Genomic DNA, 16,531 nt, shown 5'->3' on the forward strand with positions numbered 1-16,531 from the left:
ATGAAAAAGAAAATACTTAATAGCCTCATAGTCTTGTTTTTTGTGAGCTCGATAGCTATAGCACAAACTACCGATGGCCCGTATTTGTTTTATAAGAACGATAGCATTAATACAATAAACATTGTTAATGTTGTACCTAAGGACTCTCTCAATAAAGATTTTGATATTCAGTTTAGACAAGTTCAAAATCTAAAAAAAAATGAAGTGCTATCTTTTACAGTTGTACCTTTTTCATCTAATGAAAAGGACTCCTTCAAAGTACAAACGCAAGCACAATTTGTAAAGCAAAAATCGATATATCCAGAGCCTAAAAAACTTGTTGCCATATCTGATATAGAAGGTAATTTTTATGCTTTTAAAAAAATATTGATTGGTGCTAAAATAATGAACAACAACTACGAATGGATTTTTGGAGAAGGTCATTTGGTATTTGTTGGCGATATTTTTGACAGAGGTAACAATGTAACACAGTGCTTATGGCTTATTTATGAATTAGAACGTCAAGCTGAGTTAAATGGAGGAAAAGTGCACTTCGTCATGGGAAATCATGAAAATATGAATTTAAGAGGTAGCACAAAATACGTTAAGGATAAGTATCTGGACCTTTCCAAAAAATTGAAATTGCCTTATAAAGAAATGTTTGGGAACAATACAGAATTAGGACAATGGTTAAGAACTAAAAACACAGTTGTGAAAATTGGATCAACCCTTTATGTTCATGCAGGTATAAGTATAGATATCATAAACGAAAAATACACTTTGGATGACATTAATAGTATTGCGAAAAAATATTATGGCAACCCTAATAGAAAAGAAATACGAGAATCTTCATTAGTATTTGACACCAAGAGGGGCCCATTATGGTACCGGGGGTATTTTAAAAATGATATAGGAAATAAAGGAATCTCAAAGATTCTTGAGCACTTTAATTCAGAAACCATTGTGGTAGGTCATACGGTACAAAATAAAATTAAAACGTTCTTTAAAAATAGAATCATTGCTATTGATTTAAAACATCCTAGAAACTCTAGAGATGGTGTAGTAAAGGTTTTATTGAAGGAGAATAATATTTTTTACATTGTTGATGAAAATAACAATCATGAAAAATTATTTTAATAATGATCATGAGGGTTCTTTAATTATTTTTTATCTTTAGTTCCTAACTCAATGTCATTCTAAATGATTAATTCTCTCTTTAAATTAATATTTAGCCTAACTTTCTTTACACTCTATTTAACCCTATGTCATACAAGCCAATTATATGCTCAAGAACAAAAAGATATTAAACAAAATATCATAAGTAAAGGAGATGAGTGGAGTTATCACGATGAAAATTATTTAGATAATAAAGATTGGATCGAACAACAATTTCTTCCAGTATCCGACTGGAAAACGGGTAAAGCACCGTTAGGTTATAGTATGGACGATTTAGGTACCATTATAGGCTTTGGGAAAGACTCTGTAAATAAAACGCTTACGTCTTATTATCATAAAACATTTTTCATAGAAAGGGCATCAGATTTTTATGCTTATAATCTAAATATAAGAAGAGATGATGGTGCTATTGTATACCTTAATGGTAAAGAAGTGTGGCGAACTAACATGCCTAATATTAATAAAATAGAGAATACAACAAAAGCAGCAGAAAGGGTAGAAGGAAGTAGTGAGCATGAATTTCATAATAAAGTTTTATTTCCAAATAATTTCTTAAATGGCATAAATATTATTGCAGTAGAAATTCATCAAATAAAAGGAAGGACATCAGATTGTGTTTTTGATTTAGAATTATCTGGAACCAATGATATAAGTTATTTAAAAGCGTTTTTATCCAATCAAGACAACCAAAATATAGAACTTAAAAATGAAATAAAAGACCTCAATTATAAAATTGAGATTGAAAAACAGGATAAAGAACTAAATAGCTTAAAAACAAGAAAAACTATAATAGATATCATACTTATTATTGCCATAGTAGTATTGCTAATTGGAGCTATATTTATAATATTATTAATTAAAGATAAAATTAAAGCTAAAGACAATATCCGAGATTTAAAAGAATCAGTCATGCTTAAAGAGAAAGAATTATTAAACCTGTCTTTAACTAATATTCAAAGTAAACAACAATTAGAACTCATACACGAAGATTTAAACGCAATCATAAAAAAGAATGAAACCCTTGATAATAAAAATGTGATATCTGGTTTAAAAACCTTAAACAAAATGATCGATCAGAATTTAAATCAAGAAGATGAGTGGTTAGAATTACAAAGACATTTTAATTTAGTGCACTCAGGTTTTTTTGATCGCTTAAACAAAGAATATCCTTCATTAGCACAGAGCGAACTAAGGCATTGTAGTTTGATAAAACTGCATCTTTCAACTAAAGAAATAGCAAAGTACCTTCATGTGAGTCCAAAATCTGTACAAGCTTCAAGATATAGGATAAAAAAGAAAATGCAGCTTGATGAATCTGAAGATTTAAAAAGCTATTTACTAAACTATTAAGCCACTAATGTACCGATACATAAAAGGTGTTTCTTATAGGTTTTAAAATAAAATTCTTTATATAATCCTGTTTTATTTACATAATTTTATAAGACGAGTAGCTTAATAGTACTAAAATAAAAACTGATAGGAGTTATATAACCCATATTGCAACCTTGTTATTTGCATTTAGTTCGACATTTGTAATTGACTCACTAAAAATCAATACAATATGAAAAGTAATAAAATACAATTAGGGTTTATAGCAATAGGAGTGTTCCTTTTTGCTTCAATTTTGTTTTCTTGTTCAGACGACAATAATGATTTTGTCCCAATACCTGTTATATTAGATTTTGCTCCCGATGCAATTACTCTAGGTGATACAATTAATCTGATAGGAGGCAATTTTAAGCAAAATATATCTGAAAATAAAGTAAGCTTTTCAAGTGCATTAAATGGAACGTCATATACTATAGACGCGGTTGCAGAAGTATTAGAAGCACAAGCTAATGTGCTAACAGTTATTGTTCCTATTGATGCAATATCTGGCCCTGTTACAGTAACAGCAGGCGGTAAAACAGGAACAAGTAATATATTAAATATAGACATTCCTAATTTAACTATAACATCTATAAACCCACCTGCAGCTAACAGAGGTGATACCGTAACAATCTCTGGTGTAGATTTTGGCGATACAATAGATGATAATACCATTTTATTTGGTACAGAAGCCGCAACTATTGTATCTGCTTCATCAACTGAAATAGAAGTTATTGTACCAGAAAATATTTCAGTTGGACCAATAACAGTAACATTAACCGTTGCAAGTATAAATCAAGAAACTACAGTAGACTTTGAAGTCACTGATATTGTTGCAGTAACTGTAACATCATATAATCCACCAGCAGAAAGCATAGGTGCAGAAATCACCATTTTTGGAACAAATTTCAGCGAAGTAATTTCAGAAAACCAAGTGTCTTTTAATGGTGTAGATGCCACTATTTCGGTCGCTACATCAAATGCGTTAACAGTTATTGTGCCTGATGGAGCTACAACTGGACCTATAAGTGTGACTGTTAATAGTGAAACCGCAACTGGTCCTGATTTTACAATTTTATTTGGTTTTACAGAGTTACTTACTATACCTGGCGTGGATTCTGGTGCAGATTTTACTAGAGTGTTTTGGGTAGATAATTCAGTTGTATACATCACTGGAGAAGATGGAATTTTAATAAAATCTACCGATGCTGGTGCAACTTGGACGTCGATAACGACACCATTAGCCGAAACTTTATGGGATTCTTTTTGGATTAATGAAATGACTGGTTGGATTGGGCAAAGAGATGGAACCATTCATTCTACAACAGATGGTGGAAATTCTTGGAATAGTTGGGTAGATGTAGGAGGCATAGCTAATGGAACATACATAGGAGCCCTGTCATTTGTTGATGCCAATACAGGTTGGGCTTCTGGAGATAATGGAATTATCTTAAAAACAACTGATGGAGGTGCTAATTGGTCTCTCCAAGCTGGTGGTCTTTATAACACTATAGATTTTGATAATATTTATTTTATGGATGCGAATAATGGATGGGCTGTTGGAGAACTTGGTACAGTTATAAGTACAACTGACGGTGGTAATACCTGGACCGACCAAACAATAACTGATTTGCAAACTGCTGGAATTGATTTAAAGAGAATTAGGTTCTCAGATAGTATGAACGGTTGGTTAACTGGAGAAGGGCTAACAATATACAAAACCACAGACGGAGGAGCTACTTGGAACTCAGCAGCAATTTCTGGCACTTATTCTGATGATTTAAATGATTTAGTAATCGTTAACGATCAATTAATAATTGCTGTAGGAGATGATGGCGGAATAGTTAGAAGTGTTGATGGTGGAGCATCTTTTACTGCTTCAGTATCTACTTTTACAGCTGAAAACTTTGATGGCGTTGGAGCTTCACCAGATGGGACAAAAGTTATTGCCGTTAGTGATTTGGCAACTATACTTAGGTAACACTATAAATCTACATGCTTATTAATAAGTGCTAAATCATTTTTTTGATACCCTGTAGTCCTCGTATACACTAGCGCTACGCCTTTGAAGAGTGCTGTGTCGAGTAAGCTATGAAAACTAATGGAAGCCACATTTTAGAGATAGAATGTGGCTTTTTAGTGGGTCTATTTTTAATCATGCACAAAAGTTGTATTTAAGCAAAAGTCTAGTTAATCTGAAGAAGAAGAATTCTATATTTTTGACACTTCTGTATTGGGCATTCAAGACTTTAATTGACCATAGAATAACTGTTTTTACTTCAATTAAAACAGTTTCGGAGTTTTAGAAAACATATTAAATGTTTTCTCTTTAAAGAATCAATGATACTAAGAAAAAAGAGGCTGTATGAAAAGTCAAGACAGCCTCTACAAGTAAAAATAGATTACTTTCTTTTATATTTTAATTCAAAACCAATCTTTTAGTTACAGAATAGTTACCAGAACTAAACTTTAAAAGATAAATGCCATTTGATAAAGATGATAAATCAAGGTTTTTATTATGAAAGCCTGAATTTTTATTTAATGAATTATGAAACACTTTTTGTCCTGTTATTGAGTAAATAGAAACTTGATTATTGGCAGCATCTAATTTATTTATATCATAAATTAAATTAATTTGTTTATCTGTTGAAGGGTTAGGATAAATTCCAAAAGACACAGCATCAGACACATCATCAATACTTAATGAAGCTGTTACATTTTCAAATTTGAATGTTAAATCTCCAGAGGTACTTCCTGAAAAATCTGTAAAATATAATCTGTAAATAGTACCATCTTCATATTTCACATAAAACGCTTGGGTTTGATCTACATCGTAATCAATGGTGTTAAAGGTTTTCCAATCGTGACCAATAGTATTGATTTCATCAGAATAGGTTAAACTTGGATTTGTTGGCATGCCAGAAGATTCTTCGTTTTGGGCAACAGAAACTTCATCACTGTGTAACACACCTGTAACTAGGTAGTATAAAGAACCATCGCCATGAATATCTGTAGTATATCTTGTGAATTTTAAATCCCAATTTCCTATTCCTGGTTCTACAACAACAGCTTGATTATTCTTTAATGAATAATAATTAAATTTATTGTTTGCGTTATCTGAATTCGGAATAATTACTGTAGTATCTGCGCTCCAGGTAGTCCCACTCCAACTAGAATATTTAAAAGTGTAACCATTAAAATAATCTTCACAAAAGAATTTAATGTAAGTTCCATCCAGATATTTTAAAACAAACACGACATCTCCAGTAATATGATGATCAGCAAAGCTATAATTACCCCAACCATAAGGATAAGCACCATCTGCCGAACCTGTATCGAAAGCGCCAGTATCCCAGCTAGTTTCATCATTTTGCAATTTGGTCCAGCCATTTCCATTTGTTACATCAACAGAATTCCAGTCAGCTGGGTCATTTGATACATCAAATACTTGAATTCCAGCACCACCATTAGCTCTTAACGAAAAAGACCTTGCGTCGGTTCTTAAAAAAGCAATATCCCAATCATTTCTTGAATACGTATTGGTAGCTCCATTACTTAATTTGTAAAATACATCATTAGCATAACCTGTGCCCATACTAATATTTGCTGTTGTTTCTTGTGCATAAACTATAGATACGGTTAGCATAAAAGCGATTAATAAATGTAATTTTGTTTTCATTGTATTTTGGATTAAAAAATTTATAAATAATTATTGTAAAAGTTTGTATTCAAATTCTGGATAACCGCGTTCACCATTATCATTTGTTATGGCTAAAAATTTTATTTTGTAAATATTTCCGTTTGGATCTTTAAGGATATAAAACCTGTCAGAAAATGTACTTCGGCTAAATACATCACGCCAATTGCTTCCAATTGTAGTTTGATCTAATGAGAAATTAGATGCGTTTACATTATCAAGAGAAAAATCATCATAATCAAAAGCACTTGTATCTACTTGATAGGTTTGCGTATTTGCTTTTCTGTTTTGGGTAACATAATCTGAAAAACCATAGCTCCCTGCGCCATCAATAAAATTGGTAAATACTGTAAAACTAATGTCCCATTTTTCTTTTTCTGGTTCTATATTTACCAGACTATTTGAGTTAAAACTGAAATGATTGAAATTATAATTAGTGTTTTTTGTAATGGTTTTTTCTTGATATGTAGTATCATCTAAATTGGCATATTGCAATACGTAATTGTCTCCATCTTTTAAGATTCTAATTTTTTTCCAACCTCTGTGATTTCCAGCAATAGCAGCACTACCTATAGTTGGTGTAGATGTACCAACTTCATACCCAAGATTTACAAGATATACTGGGTTTTCATTATCATTATCTGAAATTTCAGCAATAGCGGTTTCTAAAATATTGCCATTTGGGGCATCAATATAAGCAACATTATCAGGGTTAAAAGTTCCTACAGCTACCTCGGTTTTTAAACTTTCTACACTGGTTTCTGTAACCTCATTAATATTATAAACATCTAGAGCTTTAGTGGCCATGTAAATAGACCCATTTATAGCTACTCTAAAGTCATTACCATTGTAAAAGCCTAAATCCCAAGAGTCTCTTTTTGCAAATGATGTAGTTTGCATGCTTAAATCCACAAATACTTGATTGCCTTGATTTGGTCCACCAACTTCAACTTGAATACTAGTACCTCTTGCGGCAGATGAATTAATTAAAAAATTACTATAGCCTTGAATGTTAGAATTTATATAATCTATAGATGTAATACCAAATTCAATATTTGTAGTTTCAAATAAATTTGCGTTTAATTTTAGAAATGTAATAGCGTTTTGCAGTTCTCCATTTAAGATTGGAAGTGTAATTATATTACCTATAGCTTCTGGAACAGTTTTAAAATCTTGACCATAAATCGCATTTTCAGATTTTATTTGAATGGAAACCGAACCATTTTCTAATGCCATTTCAGAATAAACCAAATCAATTGAAGTCTCATTTTCAATATCCATTAAGTTTTTAGATAAACTTTCAAAAGCAACAACAAAAGGGTCGCTTATTAAAATTTCATCTTCACTACAAGAATTAAATAGTATTATAAATGCACTAAAAAGTATGATAGTATGTTTTATTTTCATCATTTATAAGTTTAAATTATAGGTCAGTTTTAAAAAATAAGACCTTCCGTAACCTAAAAGTAAATTGGTAGGAGGCCCATTATGAGCGCCGCCAGAAAAGGCAGTTGTATTAACAGAAGTAACATCCAATAAATTTCTTATGCCTATACTTGTTTCTATTCTTTTATCTAAGAATGTTTTTCTTAGAGTTAAATCAAACCAGCTAAAAGCATCTGTTACACCCCTTTGAAATTCTTGATTGCCTTCTTCATTTGTTTTTTGAACGAACTGTTGTTCTTTACCCACATGCTTAAAATTGAGAGCGAAAGTGGTATTCCAATTTGGGATGGTATAATTGATATTACTGTTTAGTTGGAAATTTAGAAGAAAGTCATCTTCAGAATTGGTTTCACTGTTTAATACTTTTGAAATACCAAGTAAGGATGCTCCTAATTGAAATCTAAATTGATTATACTGAAATGCATTTTCTGAAAACACTCCAAAAGATTTGTAAGTGTCAATATTATTATATTTATCCTCTCTAGGACTAATGTTTACAATAATGAGTTCAATACGGTTTTTTACATTAATATAAGAGCCACTTATTCTACTTTTTGCCTTTATCTTATCATTTGCTAAAGTGTATTTTTTCTTTAAATGAACAAATGCAGAAAAACCTTGTTCTGGATTTAGATTTGGATTTCCTTGAACATTATGATTTATATCAACTAATCTGCTGTAAAGCTCATTGTAATTTGGCGTTCTATTTGCAGAACCTACAACACCTTTTAATTGCCAATTGTTCTTTAAATTGAATTTAGAACTTAATGAAAATGCATACTGATTTTCAAACAGGTTAGTGAAAGACACACGAACCCCTGGTCTTAATGATAGTTTATCTGATATTGTGATTTCTGATGAAGCAAATACATCATAACTATCTAAACGTTGTTTTACTGTATTTTCATCATCAGGACTTACAGTAATTGCCAATGGCGAACCAAAACCACTTTCGTTTGTAAGCTCATAACCCGCTTGAAGATTAAATTTATTAGTATAAATTAAATTGCTAAATGTTCCTCTGGATAAAAAAGCACGTCTTGATAAATATTCAGATTCTTCAATATTTGTTTTTTCGTCTTTTCTTATGCGATAGGTATAGGTTTCTAAATCTTTAGTTTGTTCTTGATATGAGGCAGAGACATTATAACGAACTTGCACACCTAAATATCCTGTGGCGTTTAAATGATGTATGAACCTGTTGTTTTTAAATAGTCTATCTGAGCCCAAAGGGTCGTTAGTGTCGGTCGATGAATTATGGTTTAAATCAACAATAGTATCGTATCTATTAATGCGCTCGTTTAAATAATCGAATTTGTAAAATACATTATGCTTGCCTTTTTTGTGGTTCAATAAAATTTTTATGTTTTGTTGGGCTTTTGGCAACCATACATGCCCCCGTAAACCATCATCTATATCATAAACTTTGCCTTGTTTATTATCCCAAAAACCTGCAAAATCGTTCCTTAAATACGAGACCGTTCCATAAATTTCATTGGTAAAATTATGCCCTACTTTAAGAGATTGTATGTGTCTGCCTTTATCAAACCATTCATATTCAGTACCCACAGTTTCTTCTTGTACAAAGGCATTTATTTGTGTTTTATATTTAGAAGATTTTTTAGTGATGATGTTTATAACCCCTGATATGGCATTGGCTCCATACTGTACACCCATGGCACCTTCAATAATTTCAATTTGTTGTACATCATCAAGGTTTATAAGTGTTAAATCAACATTATTGCCTACACCTTCTTCATTAATAACTGGAATATTATCAATCAGTATTTTAAAGTATTGCGCATCTAAACCAAAAAGACTCACACCAGACTTGCCAGTAGAAGTATTTGGTGTAATATTTATGTTGAGACTTTGATTTAAAAGGTCGGCTAAGTTATTTACGGCACGGTTTTCAATTTCTTTTCTATTAATAACTTTTACTTCAAAAACAGATTTATTTACAGATTGCAGGTTGTATTGACCTGTAATAATCACTTGTTCAAGCCTTTCAACGGTTAAAGAATCTTTAGTAGTTTCTTGAGAAAATATCAGGCAAGAAAAAAGAATTGAAAAATAAATGAAGAAATAGTTTTTATTTAGAATCATTCTTAATTAAATTTGCTACAAATATATATCTTATTTTAATTCAGTCTAAATAAGAACAGATAAATTTTAAACAACTAAATATAAAACTCTAAAAATGAAACGATTAACTATTTTATTACTGTTGATTTTAACATTTTCAATACATGGAAATGCTCAAAACAAGAAAAAAAAAGATGCAAAAGCCATTAAAAAAATGTGTGGATGCTACGAGGTGACCTTTAATTTTGCAGAAACTTTTAATTACAGCAAAGACTCTCTTTATAAGCCATCTATAACAAAAACAGATAAAGGTTTGGAGTGGGCACAGTTGGTTGAGGACGATAAAAATAAAGTTTCTATACAACACATTCTTCAAGTAGGAAATCCGTCTAAGCCACACATTGTAAAGCATTGGAGACAGGATTGGCTTTATGAGAATACTAATTTTTACATGTTTAATGGCAACAACAAATGGAAATATGTTTCTAAGCCCAAACCTGAAGTTAAAGGGCAATGGACTCAAAAAGTATATCAGGTTGACGACAGTCCAAGATATGAAGGCACTGCAACTTGGGTGCATGTAGATGGTAAAAGTTATTGGGAAAATATAACCGATGCCCCTTTACCAAGACGTGAATATACTAAACGAAGCGATTACAATATAACTGTTAGAGGAAATCGCCATGAGATTACTAATAATGGTTGGGTACACGATCAAGATAATGCTAAAGTGATTCGAGAGGAAGGAAAGCCAGATGTAATCTTAGCAAAAGAAAAGGGTTATAATACTTATGTAAAAGTAGATGATAGTAAATGTGAAGTTGCAGCAAATTGGTGGAAAGAACATCAAGAAAAATGGGCTTTAGTTCGTGCCAAATGGTCTGAGGTTTATAACAGAAATAAAAACTTGACATTAGAACCTAAGGTTGAAAACAAACAACTTTATAAATATCTGTTTTCTGATGATTACAAGAAAGCTGATGACATCAATAAAGTTATAGAATCTTTTGTAATTAAATAGATTCCAAAAAGTAATCAATCAAATTTTAGAAATGAAAAACATATGAAAACAATTAAATTTCTTGCAATATACCTCCTGTTTGTAACTGTTTTACAAGCACAAACAGAAAATATTTTTTGGAATAGAGATTTCTGGAAAACAAATCCAACAGTAGCCTCCATAGAACAAAAAATATTAGAAGGTAATAACGCTACAACATTAAATCCTTACGGGTTTGATGCTGTTGTGTATGCCATTTTAGCTAAAACACCTAATGAGGTTATAAAGTATTTACTTTCTAAAAAAGGGAACGATGTTAATAAATTAACGCACGACAAACGAACCTATATATTTTGGGCTGCATATAAAGGTAATTTTGAGTTAATGACATATTTAATATCTAAAAATGCCAGAATGGATTTAAAAGATTCACATCATTTTTCTGTTTTAACATTCGCAGCGGTTGCAGGTATAACGAACCTAGATATTTATGATTTGTGTATTGAAAATGGGATAGACATTACTACTGATAAAAATGAAGATGGCGCTAATGCCTTGTTACTATTAATACCTCACCTTAAAAATTTTGAAATAGTTGACTATTTTACGAAAAAAGGGTTGGGTATAGATAGCCAGGATAAAGATGGTAATGGAGTATTCAATTATACGGCTAAAGCAGGAAATAAAGCCATGCTTGAAAAAATAATAGAAAAAGGGACGCCTTATAATAAGCTAAATAACAATGGGGGCAATGCCATGTTGTTAGCAACCCGAGGTTCGAGAAGCGGGTATAATTCACTAGCGTTTTTTAAATATCTGGAAAGTTTGAGAGTTACTCCTAATATTACAAATAAAGATGGTGTTACACCACTTCATAATCTGGCTTATGGAAATAAAGACTTAGGCACATTCAATTACTTTTTAAGTAAGGGGGTTGATGCAAATCAGGTTGACAAAAAAGGAAATACAGCACTCATTAATGCATCTGGTAGAAATTCATTAGAAATCATTACAAAACTTGCTTTAAACACAAAAAATGTTAGTCATGTCAATAACAACGGACAGTCTGCTTTAACAAAAGCTATAAGTAATTCCCCAAAAATCGTTAGCTTTTTGATTAAAAAAGGAGCAGACGTCCATGTTGTTGATACCAAAGGAAATAATCTTGTTTACTACCTAATTAAATCTTTTAGTGAGGAAAATCAAGAAGCATTCAACCAAAAAATAAAAGCGTTATCGAGAAACGGTCTTAATATTAAAACGGTTCAAAAAGACGGAAGTACTTTATTTCACTTGGCTGTAAATACAAATAATTTAGAATTGCTAAAATATGTAAACACGCTAGGGGTTGATGTAAATGCTAAAAATAATGATGGTTTAACAGCTTTACATTTAGAAGCTATGAAGGCTAAGCATTCTAAAACTTTAAAATATTTACTAGCTATAGGTGCTAATAAAGACATTAAAACTGATTTTGATGAGTCTGTTTATGATCTAGCTAAAGAAAACGAATTGCTACGCAAAAACAATATAGATATCAATTTTCTAAAATAATATGATGAGAAATACATTAGCTTTTAAAATGGCTCCTATGCTAGCGGTAAGCATATTTGTTTTATTTGGATTTGTAAATGAACCTGTAAATACATCATCCTATAAATGCATGATTCAAATGACTAACTATTCGGGGGAAGGTGCTTACATAAGCATTTCACTATTAAACCCAAACGGGGACTATGAAAAAACTTTATACGTACAAGGTGATGATGATGAGTGGTATTTTGATATTACTGAATGGTGGAAATTTCAAGGAAAAGTACGAACCAATATTGATGCTATAACGGGTGCAACAATAGGTGGTGGCGGGCGAGCCATAAGTATAATTCAAATAGATGATAACAAAATAGATAAAGGCTACAAAATCCGTTTTGAATCGGCAGTCGAAGATCAAGAGTATTACAAAGATGATGTTGAGTTCGAATTGACCTCAGAATCTGTAAAAAGTAAAGTAGAAGGACATGGTTTTATACGTTATGTACGTATGATGCCGCAATAAACCCTCAATATAATGACCATTTCTATATGGAGATATAGCCATCTTACATTGGCTATATTTTCTTCAATATTCATATTATTAGCTGCCTTAACAGGTGCTGTTTTAGCGTTTGAACCTATTTCAAATAAGCTACAACCTTATGCTGTAAAAAATGCTAATACGCTTTCACTTTCTAAAACCATAGAAAATCTAAAAGCGGAGTATGATGAGGTGATAAGTATAGAAACAGATAAAAATGATTTTGTGGTAGCTTCGGTTTTTACAAATGAAGGGAAAAGCGATACTTTTTATATAAATCCGTTTACCGCTAAAAAAATAGGAGATATTATTGAAAAAGCACCCGTTTTTAAGTTTGCTACCAATTTACATAGATCGTTATTTTTAAAGTCTACAGGGCGAGTTATTGTTGGTTTTGTATCCTTTTTACTCTTTTTAATGGGAATTACAGGTGTGCTTTTAATTATAAAACGACAAGGAGGAGTAAAACAATTTTTTTCAAAAATAATTAAAGAAGACTTTAAACAGTATTACCATATAATTATAGGAAGATATACTTTAATTCCTATTGTTATTGTGACCTTCTCAGGGGTTTATTTATCCTTAGAAAGATTCTCATTAATACCATCTGAAAAAAGATCACATGTTTTAATTGAAGAATTTGGAGCTGACATTCCTAAAACAAAGATTCAGGATTTTACTCTTTTTAAAACACTTACTTTAAATGACATTCGGCGTGTTGAATTTCCTTTTTCTGATGCTATGGAAGATCATTTTGTTTTAAAGTTACATGATAAAGAGTTATTCGTAAATCAATATAATGGAAATATAGTAAGTGAAAAAAAACAAGGTTTGGTTGCTTTGGCTTCAAGTTGGAGTATGGTATTACATACAGGCCAAGGTACCATAATGTGGTCTGTTGTTTTACTATTAACCTGTATTGCTATCTTATTTTTTATGTATTCGGGGTTTGCAATGACACTAAATAGGAGAAATAATAGCATAAAAATTAAAAACAAGTTTAATAAAGATACTGCTGAATATATTATTCTAGTTGGCTCGGAAACAGGAAGCACCTTTGGTTTTGCGAAAACACTGTACAAAGCACTAATGGCACAAGGTAAATCGGTTTTTGTTTCAGAATTAAATAAGTATTCGAGTTATAAAAAAGCAGAGCACCTGGTTGTATTTACATCTACGTATGGTGATGGCGAAGCACCTGCAAATGCAAAGAATTTTAAAAAATTGATTGATCATATTCCTCAACAAAATACACTTCAATATTCTGTTGTTGGCTTTGGCTCTTTAGCTTATAAAGGGTTTTGTAACTATGCCATTGTAGTTGATTCTTTGTTACAATTGCATCAAAAATTTATTCCAAATTTATCGCTTCATAAAATAAATAATCAATCTTTTAATGTTTTTAGTGATTGGGTTGCCTCATGGAGTAAAAGCAAAGGATTAGATCTAAAAATTGAAAAACATATAAACACAGCTAACACTGAAAACTCAAAATTATTTAGAGTGGTTCGTAGATCTGTAATTAATTCTGATAATTCTTTTTTACTTGAATTGGAACCTACCCAAAAATTAAAATTCACCTCAGGAGACCTGCTTAGTGTTTATCCAAAAAATGAGCAAATAGAACGCCTATACTCTATTGGTAAGGTAAATAAGAACATTGTTTTAAGTATTAAGAAACATCTGTTCGGAATATGCTCAAATTATTTTAGTGAACTTAAAGAAAACGATATGGTATTAGCAAATATAAAGCCGAATAAAGAATTTCATTTTCCTACTTCAGCAAAAGAGGTTGTAATGATATCCAACGGAACAGGAATTGCTCCGTTTTTAGGAATGATTAACAATAAAAATCCTGAGCCTGTAAAGTCATATTTATTTTGGGGAGGACGCACAAAAGATTCTTATAAAATGTATTCAGAACAAATTGATAAAGCTTTTTATAACAAAAAACTATCGGGGCTTTACATTAGTTTTTCAAATGAAGAAAGTCAAAAAAAATATGTTCAAAATTCAATTATGGAGAAGAGCGATCTAATATCTCGCGTATTAACAAATAAAGGCGTTATTATGATTTGCGGCTCAATAGCTATGCAAAATGGTGTTTTGGAAATATTAAAAAATATTTCAGCATCTAAATTAAATAGACCTTTAAACTTGAGTCAGATTAAAACAGATTGTTACTAAATAGTGTCTGGTTGGAAACACAGCACTATTAAATATGTTTCTTTTCGCACTCTTTTTATTTGTTTTTAATTGACTAACGCTAAGGCATCAACTTATAAAAAGTAACTAAAAATGATATCAAAAATAATTCAAATTATAAAAATAGTCTGTTTACATCCAGACACTAAATAGAAAACGTATGTGTAATAGTATAAAAACTATATCAAAAGTAAAAAGTGGCGAGTTGGCTATATGTTGTGAGTGTTATATGTATCATCTTGAATTCAATAATATATACCTTGAATTAAACCAACGAGAATTTGAACAATTTAGATCCTACATTCTAGATATTGAGATGGACTATTGGGAGCATAAATATGCGGATGCAAAAGTTAAAAGAAAAATACCCATCCCGTCTATGCAACAAAATTTGGTTTTAATGTTTAAACGAGAAGAAATAAAAGAATTACAAACACTTTTTACAAAGACGGCAGATGTCTTTACAACTTTGTTAAACACAAAAGATATTGACTATGCTTTAATTTTAAACTAATTATTATGAAAGATATCAGCATTATTTGCTACAATGATTTCGGTATAACTTTTAGATGGAAAAGGTGTGCTGTAGAAGATTTTAATAAAGTTCAATTAGTGTTTGAGAATATAAGATTATTTCTAAAACAAAACGAGCTAATTCAATTTTCAAAGAATGTTGAATTAGCATTAGAAAGAGCAGACCCAAGTAAAAATAACAAAGCGTATGATCCTTTAGAATTGTTTCTTTTAGAAGGCCCTAATCCGCAAGTGAGTTTTGCAATTAGTTACGTAGAATTAGAAAAAATGCAAGATTTAGTTTGTAACACTTTATTTCAATTAGGGTTGGATAGATTTTTGGGAAAACAAAAAATAAGCTATAATTAAATATTTTCCTTTTATTAATCTCAAAGGAGTTAAAACTATGCGTATTGCTTTCAGTTTCTAAAAACTTTTGACACGAATTTTATAGGAATTCATTTTTACAAATGTTTATTAGTCCAGACTTATTGTGGGTTTATTTAGAATGAATAGCTTCCTTTGCTGCTTCAACAGTGTTTTTAGAATTACCAATAAAAATCTGATTCCCATTTATTATAACAGGTCTGCTTAAAAAAGTGTAGTGTTCCAGTATATAATTCTTAAAGTCGCGCTCTTCTAATGATTGGTTTTTTAAATCCATTTCTTTGTAAAGCTTAGAACGTTTACTAAAAAGTGACTCATAACTCCCCGAGAGCTCTTTCATCTGTTCCAATTGCTTCACTGTTATTTCCTCTGTCTTAATATTTTGTAAAACAAATTCAGAAGGCAGATTTAAATCTTTTAAAATTCTAATACAAGTACTACAAGTTTTTAAATAATATACTTTTTTCATGTGTTTGTATTTGTTCTTTAGCTGTTAAATGTAAGATCCATATAGATATGCCTTTGTGTGATAATATCTTAAATTATGGATCGTTTTATTTTCTAAAATTATTTTCAGCAAAATAAAAAGAATTATATCATT

At 30.9% G+C, this 16,531-nt stretch carries 13 protein-coding genes; 9 read left to right on the forward strand and 4 right to left on the reverse strand.

Annotation, left to right across the window (positions count from 1 at the left end; all coding sequences use genetic code 11):
• The 3 genes from Q4Q40_RS00815 to Q4Q40_RS00825 all read left to right on the forward strand — a co-directional run bounded on the left by Q4Q40_RS00815 (nt 1) and on the right by Q4Q40_RS00825 (nt 4,504).
• Entirely contained in the window at nt 1-1,116 is a 1,116-nt protein-coding gene (locus Q4Q40_RS00815; RefSeq protein WP_303299771.1) for a metallophosphoesterase, read from the forward strand.
• A 63-nt stretch (nt 1,117-1,179) separates the two neighbouring features.
• Nucleotides 1,180-2,505 (forward strand): helix-turn-helix transcriptional regulator, encoded by a 1,326-nt coding sequence (locus Q4Q40_RS00820; protein ID WP_303299772.1) that lies wholly within the window; start codon nt 1,180-1,182, stop codon nt 2,503-2,505.
• Nucleotides 2,506-2,716: 211 nt separating this feature from the next.
• On the forward strand, nt 2,717-4,504 hold the full coding sequence (locus Q4Q40_RS00825; RefSeq protein WP_303299773.1) for a YCF48-related protein: 1,788 nt from the start codon (nt 2,717-2,719) through the stop codon (nt 4,502-4,504).
• A gap of 438 nt (nt 4,505-4,942) precedes the next feature.
• On the opposite strand, the gene Q4Q40_RS00830 is transcribed toward Q4Q40_RS00825, so the two are convergent.
• Genes Q4Q40_RS00830 through Q4Q40_RS00840 form a run of 3 tightly spaced genes read right to left on the reverse strand, consistent with a single transcriptional unit; the run spans nt 4,943 to nt 9,772 of the window.
• The gene (locus Q4Q40_RS00830; protein ID WP_303299774.1) at nt 4,943-6,202 is read right to left on the reverse strand and encodes a T9SS type A sorting domain-containing protein; all 1,260 of its coding nucleotides are present in this window, start codon (nt 6,200-6,202) and stop codon (nt 4,943-4,945) included.
• 30 nt (nt 6,203-6,232) lie between these two features.
• On the reverse strand, nt 6,233-7,630 hold the full coding sequence (locus Q4Q40_RS00835; RefSeq protein WP_303299775.1) for an HmuY family protein: 1,398 nt from the start codon (nt 7,628-7,630) through the stop codon (nt 6,233-6,235).
• Nucleotides 7,631-9,772 (reverse strand): TonB-dependent receptor plug domain-containing protein, encoded by a 2,142-nt coding sequence (locus tag Q4Q40_RS00840; RefSeq protein ID WP_303299776.1) that lies wholly within the window; start codon nt 9,770-9,772, stop codon nt 7,631-7,633. It abuts the gene before it with no gap.
• Nucleotides 9,773-9,866: 94 nt separating this feature from the next.
• Here Q4Q40_RS00840 and Q4Q40_RS00845 point away from each other — a divergent pair, with 94 nt between their 5' ends.
• From Q4Q40_RS00845 to Q4Q40_RS00870, 6 genes are all read left to right on the forward strand, one after another.
• Nucleotides 9,867-10,772, forward strand: coding sequence for a DUF6607 family protein (locus Q4Q40_RS00845; protein ID WP_303299777.1), 906 nt, complete (start codon nt 9,867-9,869; stop codon nt 10,770-10,772).
• A gap of 42 nt (nt 10,773-10,814) precedes the next feature.
• Nucleotides 10,815-12,305 carry an ankyrin repeat domain-containing protein gene (locus Q4Q40_RS00850; protein WP_303299778.1) on the forward strand — a complete coding sequence of 497 codons (1,491 nt, stop codon included), beginning with the start codon at nt 10,815-10,817 and terminating at the stop codon, nt 12,303-12,305.
• 37 nt (nt 12,306-12,342) lie between these two features.
• The gene (locus Q4Q40_RS00855; protein ID WP_425555889.1) at nt 12,343-12,807 is read left to right on the forward strand and encodes a DUF2271 domain-containing protein; all 465 of its coding nucleotides are present in this window, start codon (nt 12,343-12,345) and stop codon (nt 12,805-12,807) included.
• Between the two features lie 12 nt (nt 12,808-12,819).
• Nucleotides 12,820-15,012, forward strand: a complete 2,193-nt coding sequence (locus Q4Q40_RS00860; protein WP_303299779.1) for a PepSY domain-containing protein — start codon at nt 12,820-12,822, stop codon at nt 15,010-15,012.
• Nucleotides 15,013-15,190: 178 nt separating this feature from the next.
• Nucleotides 15,191-15,544, forward strand: coding sequence for a DUF6686 family protein (locus Q4Q40_RS00865; protein WP_303299780.1), 354 nt, complete (start codon nt 15,191-15,193; stop codon nt 15,542-15,544).
• A gap of 5 nt (nt 15,545-15,549) precedes the next feature.
• Entirely contained in the window at nt 15,550-15,912 is a 363-nt protein-coding gene (locus tag Q4Q40_RS00870; RefSeq protein ID WP_303299781.1) for a hypothetical protein, read from the forward strand.
• A 130-nt stretch (nt 15,913-16,042) separates the two neighbouring features.
• On the opposite strand, the gene Q4Q40_RS00875 is transcribed toward Q4Q40_RS00870, so the two are convergent.
• Nucleotides 16,043-16,399 (reverse strand): arsenate reductase family protein, encoded by a 357-nt coding sequence (locus tag Q4Q40_RS00875; protein WP_303299782.1) that lies wholly within the window; start codon nt 16,397-16,399, stop codon nt 16,043-16,045.
• Nucleotides 16,400-16,531 lie beyond the last annotated feature (132 nt).

The organism is Flavivirga jejuensis (assembly GCF_030540765.1).
GTDB lineage: Bacteria > Bacteroidota > Bacteroidia > Flavobacteriales > Flavobacteriaceae > Flavivirga > Flavivirga jejuensis.